Source organism: Mesorhizobium sp. P171375, from assembly GCF_057786075.1.
Genome location: NZ_JBYNWF010000001.1, coordinates 5,893,975 through 5,915,416 on the forward strand (window position 1 = coordinate 5,893,975; position 21,442 = coordinate 5,915,416).

At 64.0% G+C, this 21,442-nt stretch carries 19 protein-coding genes; 11 read left to right on the forward strand and 8 right to left on the reverse strand.

All coding sequences use genetic code 11. From position 1 onward, the window contains the following. Nucleotides 1-41: 41 nt before the first annotated feature. The 7 genes from ACYHH6_RS28725 to ACYHH6_RS28755 all read left to right on the forward strand — a co-directional run bounded on the left by ACYHH6_RS28725 (nucleotide 42) and on the right by ACYHH6_RS28755 (nucleotide 8,440). On the forward strand, nucleotides 42-881 hold the full coding sequence (locus ACYHH6_RS28725; protein WP_352583418.1) for a GNAT family N-acetyltransferase: 840 nt from the start codon (nucleotides 42-44) through the stop codon (nucleotides 879-881). Nucleotides 882-895: 14 nt separating this feature from the next. Next, nucleotides 896-2,269 (forward strand): aspartate aminotransferase family protein, encoded by a 1,374-nt coding sequence (locus ACYHH6_RS28730; protein WP_352583416.1) that lies wholly within the window; start codon nucleotides 896-898, stop codon nucleotides 2,267-2,269. Nucleotides 2,270-2,534: 265 nt separating this feature from the next. Beyond that, nucleotides 2,535-3,227 carry an HAD-IA family hydrolase gene (locus tag ACYHH6_RS28735; protein ID WP_435053237.1) on the forward strand — a complete coding sequence of 231 codons (693 nt, stop codon included), beginning with the start codon at nucleotides 2,535-2,537 and terminating at the stop codon, nucleotides 3,225-3,227. Nucleotides 3,228-3,291: 64 nt separating this feature from the next. Beyond that, nucleotides 3,292-4,902, forward strand: a complete 1,611-nt coding sequence (locus ACYHH6_RS28740; RefSeq protein ID WP_352583413.1) for an ABC transporter substrate-binding protein — start codon at nucleotides 3,292-3,294, stop codon at nucleotides 4,900-4,902. 87 nt (nucleotides 4,903-4,989) lie between these two features. After that, a complete protein-coding gene (locus ACYHH6_RS28745) occupies nucleotides 4,990-5,940 on the forward strand; it encodes an ABC transporter permease (protein WP_352583412.1) in 951 nt (316 codons plus the stop codon). Beyond that, complete coding sequence (locus ACYHH6_RS28750; RefSeq protein WP_352583410.1) at nucleotides 5,937-6,788, forward strand: ABC transporter permease; 852 nt, start codon at nucleotides 5,937-5,939, stop codon at nucleotides 6,786-6,788. Before ACYHH6_RS28745 ends, ACYHH6_RS28750 begins: the two co-directional genes overlap by 4 nt. Continuing rightward, complete coding sequence (locus tag ACYHH6_RS28755) at nucleotides 6,785-8,440, forward strand: ABC transporter ATP-binding protein (RefSeq protein WP_352583409.1); 1,656 nt, start codon at nucleotides 6,785-6,787, stop codon at nucleotides 8,438-8,440. The genes ACYHH6_RS28750 and ACYHH6_RS28755 overlap by 4 nt, the downstream gene beginning before the upstream one ends. An 83-nt stretch (nucleotides 8,441-8,523) precedes the next feature. On the opposite strand, the gene ACYHH6_RS28760 is transcribed toward ACYHH6_RS28755, so the two are convergent. Continuing rightward, nucleotides 8,524-9,000, reverse strand: a complete 477-nt coding sequence (locus ACYHH6_RS28760) for an Lrp/AsnC family transcriptional regulator (RefSeq protein WP_192259777.1) — start codon at nucleotides 8,998-9,000, stop codon at nucleotides 8,524-8,526. Nucleotides 9,001-9,221: 221 nt separating this feature from the next. Between ACYHH6_RS28760 and ACYHH6_RS28765 the strand changes: the two genes are divergently transcribed. Beyond that, nucleotides 9,222-10,547: an NAD(P)/FAD-dependent oxidoreductase gene (locus tag ACYHH6_RS28765; protein ID WP_352583407.1), complete on the forward strand. Its 1,326-nt coding sequence runs from the start codon at nucleotides 9,222-9,224 to the stop codon at nucleotides 10,545-10,547. Between the two features lie 41 nt (nucleotides 10,548-10,588). Here the strand turns inward: ACYHH6_RS28765 and ACYHH6_RS28770 are convergent, their stop codons facing one another. The 5 genes from ACYHH6_RS28770 to ACYHH6_RS28790 form a co-directional block, all read right to left on the reverse strand. Further along, nucleotides 10,589-11,956 carry an FAD/NAD(P)-dependent oxidoreductase gene (locus tag ACYHH6_RS28770; protein WP_352583405.1) on the reverse strand — a complete coding sequence of 456 codons (1,368 nt, stop codon included), beginning with the start codon at nucleotides 11,954-11,956 and terminating at the stop codon, nucleotides 10,589-10,591. Beyond that, the gene (locus ACYHH6_RS28775; RefSeq protein WP_352583403.1) at nucleotides 11,953-12,255 is read right to left on the reverse strand and encodes a (2Fe-2S)-binding protein; all 303 of its coding nucleotides are present in this window, start codon (nucleotides 12,253-12,255) and stop codon (nucleotides 11,953-11,955) included. Before ACYHH6_RS28775 ends, ACYHH6_RS28770 begins: the two co-directional genes overlap by 4 nt. Further along, nucleotides 12,252-14,237, reverse strand: a complete 1,986-nt coding sequence (locus ACYHH6_RS28780) for a hydantoinase B/oxoprolinase family protein (protein WP_352583401.1) — start codon at nucleotides 14,235-14,237, stop codon at nucleotides 12,252-12,254. The genes ACYHH6_RS28775 and ACYHH6_RS28780 overlap by 4 nt, the downstream gene beginning before the upstream one ends. A gap of 4 nt (nucleotides 14,238-14,241) precedes the next feature. Beyond that, the gene (locus ACYHH6_RS28785) at nucleotides 14,242-16,320 is read right to left on the reverse strand and encodes a hydantoinase/oxoprolinase family protein (protein ID WP_352583399.1); all 2,079 of its coding nucleotides are present in this window, start codon (nucleotides 16,318-16,320) and stop codon (nucleotides 14,242-14,244) included. Nucleotides 16,321-16,406: 86 nt separating this feature from the next. Further along, nucleotides 16,407-17,309, reverse strand: coding sequence for a LysR family transcriptional regulator (locus tag ACYHH6_RS28790; protein ID WP_352583397.1), 903 nt, complete (start codon nucleotides 17,307-17,309; stop codon nucleotides 16,407-16,409). Between the two features lie 103 nt (nucleotides 17,310-17,412). Between ACYHH6_RS28790 and ACYHH6_RS28795 the strand changes: the two genes are divergently transcribed. Then, nucleotides 17,413-18,531 (forward strand): NAD(P)/FAD-dependent oxidoreductase, encoded by a 1,119-nt coding sequence (locus ACYHH6_RS28795; RefSeq protein WP_352583395.1) that lies wholly within the window; start codon nucleotides 17,413-17,415, stop codon nucleotides 18,529-18,531. A gap of 473 nt (nucleotides 18,532-19,004) precedes the next feature. Here ACYHH6_RS28795 and lpxD read toward each other — a convergent pair whose 3' ends face one another. Both lpxD and ACYHH6_RS28805 read right to left on the reverse strand, forming a co-directional pair. Further along, complete coding sequence (gene lpxD, locus ACYHH6_RS28800) at nucleotides 19,005-19,643, reverse strand: UDP-3-O-(3-hydroxymyristoyl)glucosamine N-acyltransferase (RefSeq protein ID WP_352583393.1); 639 nt, start codon at nucleotides 19,641-19,643, stop codon at nucleotides 19,005-19,007. Then, nucleotides 19,583-19,978 (reverse strand): LpxD N-terminal domain-containing protein, encoded by a 396-nt coding sequence (locus ACYHH6_RS28805; protein WP_352583391.1) that lies wholly within the window; start codon nucleotides 19,976-19,978, stop codon nucleotides 19,583-19,585. The genes lpxD and ACYHH6_RS28805 overlap by 61 nt, the downstream gene beginning before the upstream one ends. A gap of 39 nt (nucleotides 19,979-20,017) precedes the next feature. Between ACYHH6_RS28805 and ACYHH6_RS28810 the strand changes: the two genes are divergently transcribed. Both ACYHH6_RS28810 and ACYHH6_RS28815 read left to right on the forward strand, forming a co-directional pair. After that, nucleotides 20,018-20,302, forward strand: a complete 285-nt coding sequence (locus ACYHH6_RS28810; protein ID WP_488500518.1) for a glycine betaine ABC transporter substrate-binding protein — start codon at nucleotides 20,018-20,020, stop codon at nucleotides 20,300-20,302. Between the two features lie 375 nt (nucleotides 20,303-20,677). Then, on the forward strand, nucleotides 20,678-21,427 hold the full coding sequence (locus tag ACYHH6_RS28815) for a GntR family transcriptional regulator (RefSeq protein WP_488500496.1): 750 nt from the start codon (nucleotides 20,678-20,680) through the stop codon (nucleotides 21,425-21,427). Nucleotides 21,428-21,442 lie beyond the last annotated feature (15 nt).

Genomic DNA, 21,442 nt, shown 5'->3' on the forward strand with positions numbered 1-21,442 from the left:
CGCCGATGGCCGAGACTTGGCATCAGACGGAAGGGAAGCCTATGCAGCAGGGCGAGATCCAAATCCAGGCGTTCGGGCCGGACCATATCGAGGGCGCTGTGGCGCTTTCTCGCCAGGAGAACTGGCCGCATCGCCCGCAGGACTGGCAGATGGCGCTGCAGCTCTCGAGCGGCGCGGTCGCGCTCGACGACCAGGGCCGCGTCACCGGAACCATCCTGGTAACGCCCTACGGCGCGGAGTGCGCCATGATCAACATGGTGATCGTCGACAGGAACGTGCGGGGCAAGGGGCTCGGGCGCCGGCTCATGGAACAGGCCTTTGACTTGGCAGGAGACCGCCCATTGCGGCTCGTCGCGACGACCGACGGCATGCCTCTCTATCAGAAACTGGGCTTTGTGCCCTCCGGCACGATCCTGCAGCACCAGGGCAAGGTTGCAGAGCTTGCTGCGGCCGACGGTGTGGAAGCAGCAGGTGCAGACGATCTGCCGGAGATCAAGGCGCTGGACCGCGAGGCCTACGGCGCCGACCGTGAAGCTCTGATCGATGCGCTGGCCGAGCGCGGCCAGTTCGCGGTCATCCGCCGCAATGGCGCCATCGAAGGCTATGCCGCGATACGCCCGTTCGGACGCGGCGAGGTGATCGGCCCGGTCATCGCCGGAAATGTCGAGGACGCCAAGGCACTCATCAGTTTCTTCGCCACATCGCGCCCCGGCGCCTTCCTGCGTGTGGATACCGACAGCAGGGCCGGCATCGCCGACTGGCTCGGGGAAATCGGCCTCGCCCATGTCGGCGGCGGCGTGACCATGGACCGTCCGTCCAGGAAGGACGCGGCACAGGCCCGGCCAAAAGTTTACGCCCTCGCCAACCAGGCGCTCGGTTAATCCGGAGGACAACAATGCTCGCCAATTCCCTGATCGAACTCGACCGCGCCCATCTCATCCATCCTGTCTCATCATACCGCGGCCATGAGGCGCTCGGCGTGCGCGTCTTGAAATCGGCGAAGGGCGCGACCGTGACCGATGCGTCCGGCAAGCAACTCGTCGACGGTTTTGCGGGACTATGGTGCGTCAACGCCGGCTATGGCCATGACAGCATCGTCGAGGCTGCGGCCCGGCAGATGCGCGAGCTCCCCTACGCCACTGCCTATTTCGACCTCGGCTCGGAGCCGGCCATCCGCCTCGCCTCGGAATTAGCTGAGCGCGCGCCCGGGGATCTCAATCACGTCTATTTCACGCTCGGCGGGTCGGACGCGGTCGACAGCACGATCCGTTTCGTCCGCTACTACTGGAATGCCAAGGGCGAGGCGAAACGCGACCAGTTCATTTCCATCGAGCAGGGTTATCACGGGTCGTCGGTGGTCGGCGCCGGCCTGACCGCGCTCCCCGCCTTTCACGCCGGTTTCGGCATTCCCTTCGAATGGCAACACAAGATCCCCTCCCCCTATCCCTATCGCAACCCGGTAGGCGAGGACGGGAACGCGATCATCGCCGCATCGCTCGCCGCATTGAAGGCCAAGATCGAGGATCTCGGACCGGAGCGGGTCGCCGCCTTCTATGCCGAACCGATCCAGGGCTCAGGCGGCGTCATCGTCCCGCCGAAGGGCTGGATCAAGGCGATACGCGAACTCTGCCGGGAGTACGGCATCCTGTTCATCGCCGACGAGGTGATCACCGGCTTCGGCCGCACCGGCCCCCTGTTCGCCTGCACGGAGGAGGACATCGTTCCCGACTTCATGACGACCGCGAAGGGGCTGACCTCGGGCTATGTTCCTATGGGTGCCGTGTTCATGGCCGATCATGTCTACAACGTCATCGCCGATGGCGCGGGCGCTTCTGCGGTCGGCCACGGCTACACCTATTCCGCCCATCCCGTCAGCGCCGCCGTCGCGCTCGAGGTGTTGAGGCTCTACGAAGACGGCCTTCTGGAGAATGGCATCAGGGCCGGCGCTCGCCTGATGGCGGGACTGGCAGGCCTGAGCGACCACCCTCTTGTCGGCGATGTGCGCGGTCGCGGCATGCTTGCCGCGATCGAACTGGTGGTCGACAAAAAGAAGAAGACACCACTTCCGGCTTCGGCCATGGCGGCGCGGCGCGTCTTCGACAGGGCTTGGGACAACGGCCTGATCGTCCGTGCGTTTGCGCATGGGGTTATCGGCTACGCTCCCCCGCTCTGCTGCACTGACGACGACATCGATGCGATCATCGAGCGCACGCGCCGGACGCTTGACCAGACGCTGGACGATGCGGATGTCCGCCAAGCCCTGGCATGACGGGCGACGAATACCACGTGTTTCGAAATAGCGCCGGGCCAAACGATTTCGCAATTTTATGCCGCAGCCCTGCGCCTTTTCGGCGAATCCAGCGCGGGGGAAGTGCCAGACTGTCCTTAAGACAAGGCCAGAGGGCTCGAATTTCCGGGCTCTTGAAAAGGCCGATGCCCCGGACAGCACGAAATTTTGTTCTGTTCAGCACCATGCAATTCGGCCGCGCAGAGGAGAGCCAGTCTTGGCCAGGGGCTTTAGCGAATTCAAATACATGACCTTCGATGTCGTCGGCACGCTGATCGACTTCGAAGGCGGCATCACGACCTGCCTGGCCGGGATTGCCGCCGACGCCGGCGTTGCGATCGATGGCGAAGCCGCGCTGGCCCTGTATCGGCAGGCCCGCTACATGCCCGATGCGGCCCTGTTTCCCGACGATCTCGTGCGTGTCTACATGGTTATCGCGCCGCAACTCGGCCTGCCGACCGAGGAGAAATACGGCGTCCGGCTGCGAGACTCCGCCAGCGCCTGGCAAGGCTTTCCCGACAGCGCGGCGGCACTGGCCGAGCTTGCGAAATCCCACAAGCTGATTGCCATGACCAATGCCCGGCGCTGGGCGCTCGATCATTTCGAGAAGCGGTTGGGATTGCCCTTCTTCGCTACCTTCACCGCTGACGACACCGGCACGGAGAAACCGGACCCGGCCTTTTTCCAGAAGGTGTTCGATTTCGTCGCCTCTCGCGGCGACAGCAAGGACGACATTCTGCACGTCGCCCAAAGCCAGTACCACGACATCGGCATATCCCGGGCGCTTGGCATGACCAACTGCTGGATCGAGCGCCGGCACGCCCAGAAGGGTTATGGCGGCACGATCGAACCCGGGCGCTTCACCGTGCCGGACCACCACTTCACCTCAATGGCCGCGTTGGCGGCGGCCGTGCGGGAAAGCCTGAAGGAACGAACCTGAGCCCAAGCCCGGAAAGCCGCAACAAGACGAGCATCCCGACCACACAAACAGAAAGGGGAATAACATGACCGACAAGATCACGAACTGGACCAGCGCAGACGATGCCATGGTCGAAAATGCCATTCGGCGGGGCGCGAGCCGCCGCGAACTTCTCAAGATGCTGTTGGCCGGCGGCGCCGCGGTTGCCGCGGGTAGCCTGGTACTCGGCCGCGCCACCAATGCCGTTGCCGCTGAGCCGGTTTCCGGCGGAAATTTCAAAGCCGCCGGCTGGTCGTCATCGACCGCCGACACGCTTGATCCTGCAAAGGCGTCGCTCTCCACCGACTATGTCCGCTGCTGCTCGCTCTACAACCGCCTGACTTTCCTCGACAAGGATGGCGTCACGCAGATGGAGCTGGCTGAAAGCTTCGACAGCAAGGACGCCAAGACCTGGACGGTGAAGCTGCGCAAGGGCGTCACCTTCCACGACGGCAAGGACCTCACCGCCGACGACGTCGTCTTCTCGCTGAAGCGCCATCTCGACAAAGCGGTCGGCTCCAAGGTCGCCAAGATCGCCGCACAGATGACCGGCTTCAAGGCGGTCGACAAGTCGACCGTCGAAATCACGCTCGCCGACCCGAATGCCGACCTGCCGACCATCCTGGCGCTGCACCATTTCATGATCGTCCAGGACGGCACCACGGACTTCTCCAAGGGCAATGGCACCGGCGCCTTCGTGCTGCAAACGTTCGAACCGGGCGTGCGTTCGGTGGTCACCAAGAACAAGAACTACTGGAAGTCGGGCAAGCCCTATCTCGACTCTTTCGAGTTCATCGCCATCAGCGACGACAGCGCCCGCGTCAACGCCCTGCTTTCGGGCGACATCAATTTTGCAGCCTCGATCAATCCGCGTGCGATGAAACTCATCGGCGGCCAGGAGGGCTTCGAATTGTCGAAGACGACTTCGGGCAACTACACCGACCTCAACATCCGGCTCGACATGGATCCAGGCAGCAAGGCCGACTTCGTGGCGGGCATGAAGTATCTCGTCAACCGCGAGCAGATCGTCAAATCGGCATTGCGCGGCCTCGGCGAAATCGGCAACGACCAGCCTGTCTCGCCGGCGAATATCTTCCACAATCCCGACGTCAAACCGAAGGCTTTCGACCCGGACAAGGCGAAGTTCCACTTCCAGAAGGCAGGCCTGCTCGGCCAATCCATCCCGGTGATCGCTTCCGACGCGGCGACCTCGTCGATCGACATGGCGGTGATCATCCAGGCCGCCGGCGCGGATATCGGCATGAAGCTCGACGTCCAGCGCGTCCCGGCCGACGGCTACTGGGACAATTACTGGCTGAAGGCGCCAATCCATTTCGGCAACATCAATCCGCGCCCGACGCCGGACATCCTGTTCTCGCTCCTCTACGCTTCCAACGCGCCGTGGAACGAAAGCCAGTACAAGTCCGAGAAGTTCGACAAGATGCTCATCGAGGCGCGCGGCTCGCTCGATCAGACCAAGCGCAAGGAGATCTACGGCCAGATGCAGGCTATGGTCTCCGAGGAGGCCGGCACCATCATCCCGGCCTACATTTCCAACGTCGACGCCCTCTCCAGCAAGGTGAAGGGTTTGGAAGCGAACCCGCTCGGTGGCATGATGGGCTATGCAATGGTGGAATATCTCTGGCTCGAAGCCTGAGAGAAGCCAGCCGGGGGCCGGTCAGCCAGCCCCCGGCACTTCATTGCGCAAGATTGTTTGGCCTACGCAACCGCGGGGAGCGCTTCCATGACGTCTGGGGTTCTCAACCTCGTGCTGAAGCGGCTGGGGATCGCGGCCGTCACGCTTTTGATCGTGCTGTTCGCTGTGTTCTTCGCCACCAGCATGCTGCCTGGCGATACCGCGTCGATCCTGCTCGGCCAGGCGGCGACTCCGGAAGCGGTCGCCGGCCTGCGCGAGGCCATGCATCTCAACGATCCGGCGATCCTGCGCTTCCTGCTCTGGCTTCTTGGCCTGCTCCACGGCGACCTCGGCACCTCCTATGCCAACGAGATGCCGGTCGCGACACTGATCGGCGGACGCCTGGTCAACACCATGAAACTCGCGGGCATCACCACGCTGCTCTCGGTGCCATTGGCGCTGACGCTCGGCATCACCGCCGCGATGTTGCGCGGCTCCGTCTATGACCGCACCGTCACCATCCTGTCGATCGGCGTCATCTCCGTGCCGGAATTCATGGTCGCGACCCTCGCGGTCCTGCTCTTCGCCGTTTATTTGAAATGGCTGCCGGCGCTGTCCTCGGTCAACGAGGCGCATACGCTGACCGACCTCGTGCGCATCTATGCAATGCCGGTGATCACGCTCACCTTCGTCATCTCCGCCCAGATGATCCGCATGACCCGCGCCGCGGTGATCGAAACGCTCTCTACGCCTTATGTCGAGATGGCACTTCTGAAAGGCGCCTCGCGCGGCCGCATGGTGCTGAGGCACGCACTTCCGAATGCTCTTGGGCCAATCGTCAACGCTGTCGCGCTCTCACTGTCCTATCTGGTCGGCGGCGTCATCATCGTCGAGACGATCTTCAACTATCCCGGCATCGCCAAGCTGATGGTCGATGCCGTCGCCACCCGTGACCTGCCGCTTATCCAGAGTTGCGCGATGATCTTCTGCCTCGGCTACCTCTTCCTCATCACCGCCGCCGACATCGTCGCCATCATGTCCAACCCGAGGCTCAGATGACGATAGCGCGCGCGACAACCTCCCAACGGTCCTTCCTGGGTCACAGCTACAGCCTCGTCGGCGTCGTGGCCGCGCTGGTCATCCTGGCCTGGACGCTCATCGCGATCCTGGCGCCTTACGTCATTCCCCATTCGATCGGCGACATTGTCGACGACGACTATTTCGGCCCGATGCGCCAGGGACTGTGGCTCGGCTCGGACTATCTTGGGCGCGATATGCTCTCGCGGGTTCTGATGGGCGCCCGCTACACCGTCGGCATATCGCTCGCCGCCGTCGCCATCGCCTGCTTTTCAGGTGTCGTGCTGGGGATGATCGCGGCCGTCACCGGTGGCTGGCTCGACACCTGCCTCAGCCGCTTCCTGGACGCCATGAACTCCATCCCCAGCAAGCTGTTCGGCCTTGTGGTCGTCGCTGCGGTCGGCTCGTCGATCCCGGTGCTGATCCTGACGCTGGCCATCATCTATGTCCCCGGCGCCTACCGCTTCGCGCGCGCGCTCGCCGTCAACATCAACACCATGGACTTCATCACCGTCGCCCGTGTCCGTGGCGAGAGCACCGCCTACCTTATCGGCTCCGAGATCCTGCCCAACATCATCCGCCCAGTGCTGGCCGACTTCGGCCTGCGCTTCGTCTTCATCGTGCTGTTGCTCTCCGGCCTGTCCTTCCTGGGACTCGGCCTCCAGCCACCGCTCGCCGACTGGGGCGCGCTGGTGCGCGAGAACATCGGCGGCCTGCCCTTCGCGGCCCCCGCCGTCATCGTGCCGTCGCTGGCAATCGCCAGCCTCACCATCAGCGTCAACCTGCTGATCGACAACCTGCCGCAGAAGATCAGGGACCGAGACGCATGAGCAATCTCGTCGAGGTCAGAAACCTGAGGATCGAGGCGAAGACCGACTCCGGACGGCTTGTCGAAATCATCAAGGGCGTCAGCTTCGACATCGCCGACGGCGAGATCGTTGCCCTGATCGGCGAGAGCGGCTCCGGCAAGACGACGGTAGCGCTCTCGCTCATGGGCTATGCGCGGCCCGGCTGCCGGATCGTCGGCGGCGAGATCAACGTCAACGGCAAGAACATGGCTGCCCTTTCCGAAAAGGAACGCGCCAGGCTGCGCGGCACCGACATTGCCTATGTTCCGCAAAGTGCCGCCGCCTCGTTCAACCCCTCCTCCACGATCATGGAGCAGGTCATCGAGGTCACGCGCATCCACCAGCTTATGCCACCCGAGCAAGCGCGCCAGCGCGCGGTCGAGCTGTTCCGGGCCTTGTCGTTACCAGATCCGGAAGGGATCGGCGCGCGTTATCCGCACCAGGTTTCGGGCGGGCAATTGCAGCGGCTGGCCGCGGCCATGGCGCTCATCGGCGATCCCAAGCTGATGATCTTCGACGAGCCGACGACAGCACTCGACGTGACGACGCAGATCGACGTGCTGAAGGCATTCAAGTCGGTCATGCGGGCGGGCGGGATAGCGGGTGTCTATGTTTCCCACGACCTCGCGGTCGTCGCCCAGATCGCCGACCGCATCGTGGTGCTGAAAGGCGGCGAAGTGCAGGAGACCGGCACCACGGCGGAAATCCTTTCGGACGCCCAGCACCCCTACACGCGCGAACTGCTGGCCGCCTTCGAACCAAAGCCGCGGCAAGCACATGCAGACGCGGATACCGGGACGAAACAGCTGCTGCGTATCGACAATGTGACGGCTGGCTATGGCGCGGTGCGGGATGACGGACTGCCACTTATCCGCGCCGTCGATTCCGTCAGCCTCGTTGTCGAGAAAGGGCGCAATCTCGGCGTCATCGGCGAATCCGGCTGCGGAAAATCGACGCTAGCGCGCGTCATCGCCGGCATCCATCCGGCGGCTGCCGGTGACATCGTCTTCGACGGTGAGGAACTGCAGCGCGCCGCCAGGAAACGCAGCCAGGACCAGCTGCGCGAGATGCAGATCGTGTTCCAGTATGCCGATACCGCGCTCAATCCGGCCAAGCCCGTGGGGGACATCATCTCTCGCCCGCTGGCCTTCTATCATCGGCTCGACAGGCAGGCGCGCTCGAAGCGCGTCGACGAACTGCTCGACATGGTGCGCCTGCCCAAGACGCTGCGCTACCGTCATCCATCGGAGCTCTCGGGCGGCCAGAAGCAGCGGGTGAACTTCGCACGCGCGCTGGCGGCCAACCCCAAGCTCATCATCTGCGACGAAATCACCTCGGCGCTCGACACGGTGGTGGCGGCGGCCGTGATCGAGCTGCTCAAGGAACTACAGCGCGAGCTGGGACTCTCCTACATCTTCATCAGCCACGACCTCTCCGTCGTCGAGGCCATCTGCGACGAGATCATGGTCATGTACAACGGGGAGCGGGTGGAGCAGATCACGCCCGACAAGCTGACGGCGCCCACCCACCCCTATTCCAAGCTTCTGTTCTCCTCCGTGCCGAAGCTTGACCCGACCTGGCTCGACGGCCTCGTCCGCGACCCCGAGCTCGTCAGCCAGTACGGCCATCGCTAAGAGCAATCCCAGGAAAAGCCTGCGACGCTTTCCCGTCCGGAATTGCTTTGAAGCGGATACGTAGAGCGACGAAGCGCGGGGGCTTACATCGGAAACAGGCTGGGCAGTGGCATGTGCGCCTTGACGATGGGCGACTTCAGCACCACGAAGCTGAAATACTTGTCGATGCCGATATCCATGTCGGTCAGCCGCTCCATGATCGTCTGATACTCACTAATGCCGGAGGTCACGAATTTCATCAAATAATCGTAGCCGCCCGACACAAGATGGCATTCGATGACCTGCTCGATCTTCTCCACGACAGCGAGAAAGCGGGCGAAGTCAATCTGACGGTGGTTCTTCAAGGTGATTTCGGTGAAAACGGTCAGCGTCTGGCCAAGCTTGCCGATATTGATCTGCGCGGAATAGCCTTCGATGTAGCCTTCCGACTGGAGTTTCTTGACCCGCATCAGGCACGGGCTCGGCGACAGATGCACCAGATCGGCAAGTTCCACATTGGTGATGCGGCCGTTCTTCTGCAATTCGTGCAGAATCTTGATGTCGATCCGATCCAGTTTCACGGCCGTCTCCGAAGAACGCACGCCACAGCACAAAATGCTGCCGTATCAACAGCCATCGACACTACCACAGCCGGCCGGCCTGTCCATCCAAGCCGACACCACTTTGAAACGCAGCGACTTCCGATTTCAGCCGAGCTGCCGGAATAAAATACTGCCTCGGCCTCAACTGCAGCAGCGGCTGCCTGCGGAACGCGTTAGATTGGCGTATCGAGGCAGAGACCATGCGCGCTCAATTGCAGCAAATCGAGACATCTGGCGAACTGCCACAGTCCGCGGACGCGGTGGTGATCGGCGGCGGCATCGTCGGCGTCTTCGCGGCTTATTATCTGGCCAGGCGCGGCATGCAGGTCGCCCTCGTCGAAAAGGGAGGCATCGGCGCCGAACAATCCTCCAGGAACTGGGGATGGTGCCGCCAGCAGAACCGCGACGCCCGTGAGTTGCCGATGGCAACCCGAAGCCTCGATCTGTGGAACAGCTTCGCGGCGGAAACCGGCGAGGACACCGGCTTTCGCCGCTGTGGCCTGCTCTATCTCAGCGATGACGAGGCGGAACTGGCCGGCTGGGCGCGCTGGCGTGACTTCGCCAGGACGGCCGGCGTCACCACGCACATGCTCGACGGCGCCAAGGCCAGCGAGCGCGGTCGCGCCACCGGCCGGACCTGGAAAGGCGGCGTCTTCTCGCCGACCGACGGCACCGCCGATCCGTCGCGGGCCGCGCCCGCTGTCGCCCGCGGCATCCTCAAGCTGGGCGGCTCCGTGCACCAGAATTGCGCCGCGCGCGGTATCGAGACCGAGGGTGGCCGCCTGAGTGGCGTGGTCACCGAAAACGGAACGATCCGCACGAAGCTGGCCGTCCTGGCCGGCGGCGCCTGGGCCTCCTCCTTCTGCCGGCAGTTCGGCTTCCGCTTTCCGCAGGCGTCGATCCGTTCCTCCATCCTGTCCGTCTCGCCGGGCGCGGAGGGCCTTCCGGATGCGCTGCACACGGCAAGGATCTCGGCTACGCGTCGCAGCGATGGTGGCTACACGCTCGCCATAAGCGGTCGCGGCCGCGTCGACGTTACGCCGCAGCAGCTGCGCTTCTCCTCGCAGTTCCTGCCGATGTTCCTGAAGCGGTGGCGAAGCCTCGCGCCCGGCGGTCTTCAGGGCATGTGCTCGGGCCACGAAACGCTGCGGCGCTGGCGGCTTGACCAGCCGACGCCGATGGAGCGGATGCGTATCCTCGATCCGGTCCCGGATCGCGCGACCATTCGGCTTACCCACGCCCGGGCGCTCGAGTTGCTGCCGGCACTGCGCCAGACCAGGATCAATGCGGCCTGGGCCGGCTACATCGACAGCACGCCGGACGGCGTGCCCGCCATTGGCGAGATCCACAGCGTTCCGGGCTTCTTCCTGGCTGCCGGATTTTCGGGACACGGCTTCGGCATCGGGCCCGGCGCCGGGCATCTCGTCGCCGACCTGGTGACTGGAGCGGAGCCGATCGTCGATCCGACATCCTATGATCCCCGGCGCTTCGATGCTTCGGCCTGGGGAAAGGTTGCCGATTTCTAGGATGTGATCCATGCCATCCTGGTGTGGCCTCCGGAATTGCATCAACCGTCCCGGAGAAAGGCACCGATAGGTGCCGGGCGGACAGGCGCCTGCCCGCGAAACCGGCCGACAGCGCCGGGCGCACAGCCGGCTTGCGCCGCAACAAGTTCAACGGCAGCCAACTGGCAGTAGCGCCCCTGGCATCGCCCCATGCCGACGCGCGACAGCGATTTCACCCTGTTGGCCTCGCCGCCGCCGAAATCCGCGCTCTCGCGTACAGCTCCGGCAGTCACGTTCTCGCAGCGGCAAACGACCGCGTCGTCGGGGAGTGCCCGCGCCATCGCTGCCGGCCAGGGAAAGGCGCAAGCCAGGCCACGGGCAAAGCGCTCGAGCCGCGCAAGCTTGCGCAGATCGCCGCCGGTGGACCGCGCCGGAATTCCGAGATCGGCAAGGCATGCCGCCGCCGCGAGACGCCCCGCGATCTCCGCGCCGTCCGCTCCCAGAAGACGAGCCCCATCGCCCGCCAGATAAACGCCGTTGCCGGCCCGACCCATCTCGTCGGTCTTCGGCAGCCATTGCCGCCACTGCTCGTCATAGGTGAAGGCGCACCCCACAAGGTCGGCCAGATGCGTCTCTGCCCGCAGATGCCAGCCCATGCCTATCATGTCGCAAGGGGTGCGGTGCTCCCGACCGCCGGCGTCGCGCCAACGCATCGCCGTGACACCTTTTTCGTCAGCCTCGATCCGCTCGAGCGTCACGCCCGCATGGTAGCGGCCGCCGAGCCTTGCTCGCAGGGCCAGACCGCGCAGCGTGACGAGCGGCCGGGCGGCAAGCTGCCAGAGCCCCCGCATCTGCTGATGCCAGGGAGAAGTGTCCAGCACCGCCGCCACATCGGCTCCAGCTTTGACGAGCTGGGCGCCGACCAGCGTCAGCAAAGGCCCCGATCCGATCAGGACGATGCGCCGCCCAAGCGCCACGCCCTGCGCCTTGAGCGCGATCTGCGCGGCGCCGAGGCTGTAGACGCCGGCGCTCTGCCAGCCCGGGACCGGAGCGACACGGTCGGATGCGCCGGTGGCAAGGATCAGGCGGTCATAGCTGACTAGCTGCACGCCGCCCTCCCCCAGCACGTGCAGTCGCCCGTTCTGCGCGGCGATAACCGAACTCGCCGCGCAATGGGTGAGCCGCCCCTCTTTGGCCAGCCAGTCAAACAGCGCATGCAGCGCGTCCGCCTTCGCCGCCTCCGACCCGTAGAGTTGCTTCGCGGTGCGGGTGAACCCGGCGGGCGGGCGGCGATAGATCTGTCCGCCTGCGCGCTGCCCTTCGTCGATCACCACCGGGTGGAGCCCGGCCTCCACAAGCGTCGCGGCGGCCCTTATGCCAGCCGGACCGGCGCCCACGATCACGATCCGCGGCGACGGGGTCTCGCTCACAGCCAGCTCTCCGATGGCATCGTGCGCAACCGCATGCCTTCGCTGAGAAGTGTCGAGCACGCCCGCAGCCGCGGTCCGTCGTCCTGCCATACCCAGCAATCCTGGCAGGCTCCCATCAGGCAGAAGCCAGCACGCGGCTCGGCTCCGAACTCGGAGCTCCGCAAGGCGTACCCTGATGCCAGCATGGCGGTCAGCACGGTATCGCCTGCAAGGGCGCCGCGCATCTCACCGTCGAGAAAGAAATGCACCACTGCGCGGTCGCGCTCGGCCAGCCGGACGATGCGGCCAGCGGTGATCATTCCGCTGCCTCTCGCACGCTGTGAGGACGGGGCAGTTCGGGGAACCGTTCGCAGACCGCATCGAACGCCGCCTGGACGCCTTCCGGTCCCGAGCGCCCCTTCATGCGACGGAAGATCTCCGTCTTGGCGAAAAACCGCCAGTGGATCGGCAAGTCCCGCAGTATGGCGGTCAGCAGGTCATAGGCCGCCGGCGTCCACTGCGCTTCGTAGCCATCGCGCTCCGGACCGAAATGGAAATGGCCGGCGGACGGCTTGTGCCCCGCGCGCAGCCTCGCGGTCGCCTGCTCGTCGACCTCGCCATCGCGAATGACGACGCCATAGTCGCGCTCGGCAACAATCGGTGACACATAGCCGCGCCGCACATCCTGCGCGACCTGCCAGGGCTCGCGCTCATGCGGATCGCCGCGCCCGCCGCCGCCGGCGGAGCGGATATCAAGCACGTCGCCAGGCTGCAGGACCGCCGTGTCGATGTTGCCCAGCCGCCGCTCGTGCTCGGTCCCCGGATTGACGACCATGTCAGACAGGCCGGCCGCCTTGCCGCCCAGCACACCCCAGGGACGAAAGAAGCTGCGGTCCCGGTTGCGCGCCGTGATCCTGGAGTCGGGGGCGAAGACACGGAAGGCCATCTCGGTCGCCAGGCCGCCGCGCCAGCGCCCTGCACCGCCACTGTCCCTGGCGAGCCCGTACTTCACGAATTCGACCGGGGTCTCGGTCTCGGTGATCTCGATCGGCGTGTTCTTGAGATAGGCGGCGTCGGCGCCCGATCCGTTGGTGCCGTCGCGATGCGGCATCGCACCACCGCCCCCCACCACGGGGTTCACCGCCGCGATGACGGTCCGGCTGGTCCGCTCGTCCGTGGTCATGACGTTGACGATGCAGTTGTTGCCGGCGGGTGCTGCTGGTAGGCGCTCCGGCACGGCTTGCGAGAAGGCGCCGAAGATGACCGACCGCAGCCGGGCGCAGGTGAGCGAGCGCATGCCCACTGCGGCGGGATGGACCGGATTGAGCACCGAACCTTCGGGCGTGATGCAGGTGAACGGCCTGATAAGGCCCGTATTGAGCAGGATCTTCGGGTTGAGCGTGTAGAGCACGTAGTAGACGCCCACCAGCAGCATGGTGTGTCGCGGGTCGCCGCCTGATGGCACGTTGAGCGAGGAGCCGAGCTGCGGATCGGAGCCGGTGAAGTCGAGCACCGCTTCGTCGCCCCTGATCGTCAGCGTCAGCTTCAGCCGGCACGGATTGGCCTCGACGGAATCCTCGTCGGCATAGTCGGCGAATTCCCAGGTGCCGTCGGGCATCGAACGCAGCACGTCGCGCGCCTGCGCCTCCGCATGGTCGAGAAGCGCGGCAACGCCTTCGATGAAGCCGGCCTTGCCGAACTTCCTCACCATCGCCTGGATCTTGCGCTCGCCGGTGTTGAGCGCGCCGACCAGCGCCTTGATGTCGCCGATGTTGAGGTCGGGCTTGCGCACATTGGTGCTCATGATCCGCAGTATTGTCTCGTCGAAGACGCCCTCGTTCACCAGCTTCATCGGCGGAAAGCGAATGCCTTCCTGATGGATCTCGGTCAGCGCCCGGCTGAGCGAAGCCGGCACCGCGCCACCCATGTCGGTGTTGTGGATATGCCCTCCGGTCCAGGCGACGATCTCGCCATCGACGAAGACCGGCTTCCACAGATGCGTGTCGGGCGCGTGCGTGGCGACGTGGCCCGAATAGGGATCGTTGGTGAACGCAACGTCGCCCGGCCGGTAGTCGTCGACCATCGCGATGGCGCGGTGATACGAAAGCCCCGGATACCAGGTGGCGCCGAGGTCCATCGGCACGGCGAAGGTCGCGCCCGAACGATCCATCAGCATCACGGTGAAGTCCTGCGTCTCCTTGACGAAGGCAGAGTGCGCAGTGCGGTGCAGCGTGTGGGCCATGTTCTCGGCCGCCGCGCGGGCATGGTTCGCCAGAACCTGCAGATTTGTCCGGTCAAACATGGCATCACTCCGGGAAGGTCAGCAAAAGGTTGAGGTGACGGTCGACCCGTGCCTGTGCTCCAGCGGGAATTGCGAAGGTGGTGTCTTCCTGCACGACCACCGCAGGCCCGTGGAACGTGCTGCCCGGCACCAGGGCCTGCCGGTCGTGGAGGTCGACGGTCTCGACGCCAGCGCCCGTATAGACCGGGAGCCGGCGCGCCGGAACGGCGGCGGCACGGATCTCGTCTGTCTCCAGGAAAGAGAGCTTCGGCCCCGCGCCTACGGCGGATAGCCGGACATTCACAAGTTCGATCTCGCCGTCCGGGTCGTGGAAATCGTAGAGCTGCTGATGGGTGAGGTGGAAGGCCTGCGCGATGGCGGCCGCATTGCCGTCCGTCAGCCATTCCGGTGAAAGGAGGACCTCGATCTCATAACTCTGTCCGACATAGCGCATGTCGCAGGACAAATTGAGCTCCGCCTCCCCGTCATGACGTTGCGCCGCGAGCCAGTCACGGCCCTCACGTGCCAGGGCCTCGAAGGCCTCGCGAATTCCGGCAAGCGACATGCTCGACAGCGGGCTGAAGATGGTGCGGATGAAGTCCCCGCGCAGATCCGCCACCAACCCGCCCAGCGCCGACACCACGCCGGGACGGCGGGGCGCCATGACGCGCTTCATCCCGAGTTCGCGGGCCAGGAAGGCGCCGAGCATCGGGCCTCCGCCGCCGAAGGGCATCAGCGTGAAATCGCGCAAGTCGACGCCGGCGCGCGAGGCGAGTTTCTCGACCTCGACGAACATCTCCGACACCGCAATGTCGAGGATCGCCTGCGCGGTCTGCTCGACCGGTCGGTCGAGCCGGGCGGCAAGCTCGCCGACCCCGCGATGCGCCAGTCCGGTATCGATCCTGAGCTGGCCGTAGGCCATCTCGCTGTGGCCGAGCCATCCGCACACCACCATGGCGTCCGTCACCGTCGCCCGCTCGCCGCCACGGCCGTAGCATGCCGGTCCCGGCGTCGAACCCGCCGACTCCGGCCCGACGCGCAGCACCCCTTGCGCGTCGACGCTGGCGATCGAGCCGCCGCCGACGCCGATAGAGCTCACCGAGACGGAGGGGATATGGAGCGGAAATTCGCCGATCAGTTCGCCGGTGCCAAACTGCGGCTCGCCGTCGATGATGAGCGCGAAGTCGGCCGAGGTGCCACCGATGTCGAGGGTAAGGATCCTGTCTTCGCCTGCCTGGCGCGCCAGCCACGAGGCGCCGATGACACCGGAGGCCGTTCCCGACAGCAACATGTTGACGCAGGCGTGCTTGCCTTCGGCGGCGTTCATCAGCCCGCCGTTCGACTTCGTCAGCATCGGGCGGGCCGGCACGCCGCGGTCCTTCAGCCGCTCTTCCAGCGCCGTCAGATAGCCCGAGACGCGCGGATGGACATAGCCGTTGAGAATGGCGGTCGAGCTGCGCTCGTATTCGCGGATGACCGGCCACACCTCGGCCGAAGAGAAGACGAAGAGGTCGGGAGCGAGACGTGCGATCGTCGCCTTGACGGCAGCCTCCTGCGCGGCGTTGCGCCAGGAATGGAGGAAGGAGACGATGATCCCCTGCGCCCCATTCGCTTTCGCCGCTGCCACCGCGCTGGCCACCACCGCCATGTCCGGCGCCTGGGATTCGCTTCCATCGGCGCGCATGCGGACCGGAATGCCGAACACCATGTCGCGCGAGATCAGCGGGTCCGGACGCGAGCAGAACAGAGAATACATGTCCGGCATGCGCAGCCGCGCGAGCTCGATCACGTCTTCGAAGCCGGCATTGGTGAACAGCGCCAGCGGCGCGCCCTTGCGCTGGATGATCGTGTTGATGCCGACGGTGGTGCCGTGCACGAAGCGCGTCATATGGGCAGGATCAAAACCTTCGCGCACGGCCAGAAGGGTAAGACCGGTCATCAGTTCGGCGCCCGGATCTTCTGGCGTCGTCAGCACCTTTAGCGAGGCGAGGCGTCCGGAATTTGCTTCGAGCGCACAGAAATCGATGAATGTCCCGCCGATATCGACGCCAACCTTCCAGTCGGCTCTGTTCTGCGCCTTATCCGCCGTGATGACACCATCCATGATGCGTCCTTCCTGTCTGCCAAGCAAATTGGCATGCCGGATGGTGCGGGTCCAAGACGTATGATGAGCAAGGATATAAGTCTTGCTTATGCTTTCGCGCGATGCTCATTCAGGACGGCGGCACAGGCCGCGCGGATCTCATCGCGCATCATCTCATCGGCGCGTGAAAGGGCCCGCGTCCGCGAGGTGAGAAGCGCGATCGGAAATTCCGGGCCTGTCAGCAGCCTGACCGCAAGCCCGGCAAACTGATGCCAAGGCAGCAGCGCGTCGACCAAGGCGATGCCCAGACCGGCCTGGACAAAACCGACCGCGGAGATGGATACGTCGATCTCGAGCGACGGCGAAAGCGTCACACCTTGCGCGCGGGCAGCGTGGGCCAGTTCGTCGGCAGGACGGGTGTTGCCGCGATACGATATCAACTCCTCCCCGACGAGGTCGGCGAGCGTCAGTTCGGCTTTCTTTTGCAGCGCGTGCCCGGCGGGCAGCAGGCATGCGAAGCCGATGCTGCCGATCACCTCCGCCTCAATATCCGGAGGGAGCCGGTCGTCCATGGCCACGCCGAGGCTGGCGTCGCCCGCTCGCAGCATGTCGACGATGGCGGCGATCGGCGCGCTATGAGCGCGCAACATTATGTTGGGATGCTGGGCCCGGAATTTGGTGAATGCACGCGGCAAGATAGCCATGGCCGGCGGCGGTGAGGCGGCGACCCGCACCAGCCCTGCCCGACCCAAGCGTAGATCGGTGGTCTTGCGGCGCAAGCCTTCAAGCCCCGCTGACAACCTCTCGGCATCAGGGAAGATCTCGAGCGCCTCCGGGGTCGGTCGCAACCGGCCTTTCACCCGCTCGAACAAGGTGAAGCCGAGTTCGTCCTCGGCGTGGAGCAGGATCTGGCTCAAAGCAGGCTGGGAGATGTTCAGCAGCCGCGCCGCGGCGGTCACGGTGCCCGCGCGCATAACAGCGATGAACACTTCGAGCTGCCGGGCCCGCATTGCTACTCCATAGGTAAAGCTTATGGCTTCTATCCAAACCCATCTTTGACGCAATGCCGTGGCGCCGACAAGATTGGTCAATGATTCATTGCAAGAGGGCGCCATGGATGTGATCGTGCTGGGCGGCGGACTGATGGGAACGGCTTCGACCTATTTCCTGGCCCTGCACGGCGCGCGCGTGACGTTGATCGAGCGCAACCGGATCGGCACTGGAGCAACGGTTGCCTCCTTCGGCAACATCCGGCGCACGGGGCGTCATCTGTCCCAGCTTCCGCTGGCCCATCGCTCGCTCAGGCTGTGGGGCGAGGCCGAAAAAATGCTTGGCCGCGACGTGGAATTCCGCGCTACCGGCCATATCCGGCTGATCTTCGATGAAGATAGCCTCGCCGACATGCGGGCCTATGCCGAGGCGGCGCTGCCCTGGGGGCTTGAGCTGGCGGAGCTCAGCCGACGCGAGATTCGCGCCCGTTTTCCCGGTCTCGGTCCTGATGCTGTTGCGGCGTCGTTCTCGCCGCACGATGGCAGCGGCAATCCCCGGCTGATCGCACCGGCCTTTGCCGAGGCAGCCCGCAGGCTGGGCGCCGAAATCGTCGAGGCGACTGAGGTCGAGACGATCCGGTACACGGGCTCCAGCTTCCTTGTAGCCAGTTCAAAAGGTGCATTCGCCGCCGAGTGTCTGCTCAACACCGCCGGTGCTTGGGGCGCGCGCATCGCCGCGCAGTTCGGCGAAGCGGTTCCGCTCGACGCCCGTGGCCCGCAGATGGGCGTGACCGAGCCGCTGCCGCATCAGATCTTGCCGGTGGTCGGCATCTGGACGCGCAACCAGGACCATGGCGCCTATTTGCGTCAGGTCGAGCGGGGCAACATCGTCTTCGGCGGAGCGGCCGAAAGAGTAGCGGTGAATCTCGATCCAGGCCACGCCAGCGCCGATCCCATGCGCCTTCCATTGCAATCGCGCGCCGTCGCGCGGCTGCTGCCGGCGATCGCGCAGGCTACGGTCATTCGCACTTGGTCCGGCTGCGAGGGTTATGTCAGAGACATGCTGCCGATCATGGGACGCTCGGCGACGACGCCAGGCCTGTTCCACGCTTTCGGCTTCAGCGGACACGGCTTCCAGCTCGGTCCGGGCGTGGGCGATGCCATGGCCGAGCTCATCATGACCGACCGTTGCGAAACGCCGCTCGACGATTTCAGGGTCGATCGCTTCGGCTGCGCAGCCTGAAGGAGTAGCTGTCCGCGCAACGATGGCCATGGCCCTTTTTGCGAAGGCGGGATAGTCAGTTCTCGCCGAGTTCGGCCCCCCTAATTGCACGTCGTTGCCGCCGAATACCGCACGCATCGCTGAAGGGTCTTTCGAAGCCAAGGAGTGTTGAGCTACGTGTGACGGTTGCCATCAACGAGACGGAGAAATTGACGAACGGCCCCAAAACCATTTCACCCAACAGGCAGAGGTTTACCCGAAAACACTCAATTAAAACTCAAAGAATTAAACGTAAGACACTGATTTGTAACAAGTTGGTGGGTCCGGAGGGTCAACGTTTTCTACACAAAATCAATACGTTAGCGGATGGTTCGCCAACCCGTTTCCTTCGTATGTTCTCGTATTCGGTGGCGAACCCGGTGAGAGCTCCAAATGAGCACCTCACCCTCTGATACCTAATCTTCACAGGTTTCGATCAATGGGTGGCTACAGAGTCAAAGCCCAGAGCGATGCTTCGCCAGTTTCCTAAGGGTTGTTTGTTCGCGGAACCATTCTCGCAGAGGTTTGGCCGGCATTCCGCCCCAGCGTTCGGCTGCCGGCACGTCTCTCATGAGCCGCGATGCTGCGGCAAGTTGAGCGCCCCGGCCAATGTTCAGATGGCCAGCAATGGCACTATGGCCGCCCACCGCAACGCAGTTCTCCAGCACGGGCGAGCCCGCGATCCCGACCTGGGCAGTAATCACGCAATGGCGTCCAATCCGTACATTGTGCGCAATCTGAACGAGGTTATCGATCTTCGTCCCGTCTCCAATGACGGTGTTGCCCCCGCTGCCGCGATCGACAGTGCTGTTGGCTCCGATCTCGACGTCGTTTCCGATTATGACGCGGCCGAGTTGCGGTATCTTCACATGTCCTGAAATGCTCATCGCGAATCCGAAACCATCCTGACCAATGCGGGCTCCCGCATGAACGATGGACCGATCGCCCATGTTGCAATGGGTGATGGTGACGCTGGGACCGATGGAGCAATCCCAGCCGATCACCACGTCCGGCCCCAGAACCACATGGGCACCTATCGTGGTGCCGGCGCCGATGAACACCCGCTCTCCGATGACAACGCCGGGATCGAGCACGACGCCGGCTCCAATCTGCGCTGATGGATGCACAAAACATCCCTCGGTGGCATTGGCGCTGCAAAAAAGGGGGCAGCCCGCAGCGCCTCGGGATGCAGTCGAGCAAGGACCCTGGCGTAGACCAGGCGGGGATCCCGGACGATGATGGGAATGGTGCCGGCCGGCACTATATGGGCAAAGCGCTCCGAGACAAAGCAAGCGCCGGCCTTGGTGGTGCGCAAGGCGTTCGCGTAGCGGGCATGATCGATGTAGGCGATGTGCCATGACTGGGCCGTCTCCAAACTCGCGCCACTCTGCAGACGCGTGGTCGAATCGGCGGACGGCGGAAGCGACACTCCCGCTTCTATGGAAGCGACCAGGGCAGCTTCATCGCGCTGCCGACCTTCGAGCAGGCCTGCTATGACGATCCCGCCTGGGGCCCAAATCCGGAAGCGACGCGCGACTGCGCCGCACCCGAGGATGCAGTCTTCAAGCTTGTCAACAAGTCATTCGAAGCGAAAGAACCCTTCGCGATCGAAATCCTGAAGAAGCTCAAAATGAGCACGGATGAGATGGCAGCGGCGATCAAACTTCAAGAAGTCGACGGCAAGGCTACCGACGATGTGGCCGTTGAATGGATGGCGAAGAACCGGGATGTCTGGAGTGGCTGGATCAGATGACGGAAGAGGTCGCGGAGGCATCATCGCGACCGAGGTCGCAGAGCCTCCAGTGTCCAACTGCCACGGATCTGCCATTTCTTCAGGAACGATGATCGAAGAATCCCGCTGGCTGCTCCCGAAACGCAGCGAGACCATGGGGAGGAGCATTTGTCTCCTGCCCATGGTTGCTTTGTCCGACGTCCTTATGGCATCGACCCTGGCCAACGCGCCATCTGACCTCGCAGCGCGGATCATGGCGCGCCTTCTATTGGTAGGTTGGCGGGCTTCGCTACCATATTTTCACGACGATGCCTGAGCGTTTGCGCTCTTGCAGCGAGGGCAAGTTTGATCAAAATGGACGGTTTAGAGATCAAGACTGCGGAAAGTTCGGGACATATGAATGATAAGAAACTGACGGAGGGCGGCAAGGAAACCATCGCTGACCAAATCTACAATTCTATCCGCAGAGACCTCATGGAATGTCGCTGGCCCGCGGGCCATATGCTCAAGATCAGAAATCTTGCGGCTGAATTCGGCGTCAGTCCTATGCCTGTGCGGCTGGCGTTGAAAAGGCTTGGCGATGAGGGCGTGCTGACCGTCAAGGAAAACCACTCGGCGCGCGTTCCCGTCATTTCCCAACGCCGCTTTAGCGAATTCTATGAAGTGACGGTACGCCTCGAGACGCTGGCTCTCGAGAGGGCTTATAGCCGGATCACACCTCAGCAGCTCACGAGTTTGATAGACAAGGCCGAAGCGCTGAGGCTCGAGCTGGAGAAGGGTCGCACCGTCGGCTATGCGCAGCGCTTCAATTCGATGCTGATGGAACTCTATCGGAGCGGCGGATCAAGCGCCCTGATCGAAATGATCGAATATGCCTGGGTGCATGTCGCCCCTCCTTCGAACGTAATCTTTGAAGCGCCGGTCTTTGTCAGCAAGATCCACGTTCATCTGGTCGAGATATTCCAGGCGATGCGGCGCAGGGACCTCGACGCAGCAGTGACGGCCCTTGTAGCGGCACTCAGCTTCGCCGAACGGGCGATAAATCTGTTGATGGACATGGAACGACCCTCCAGCTCGCTGCGGGGCCGCAAGCAGGGGCGCCGAAAGGCAGAGGCCTCCGACGCGGCCAGCCGTAGCGACGCCTGACTGGCTCCGCCAGAA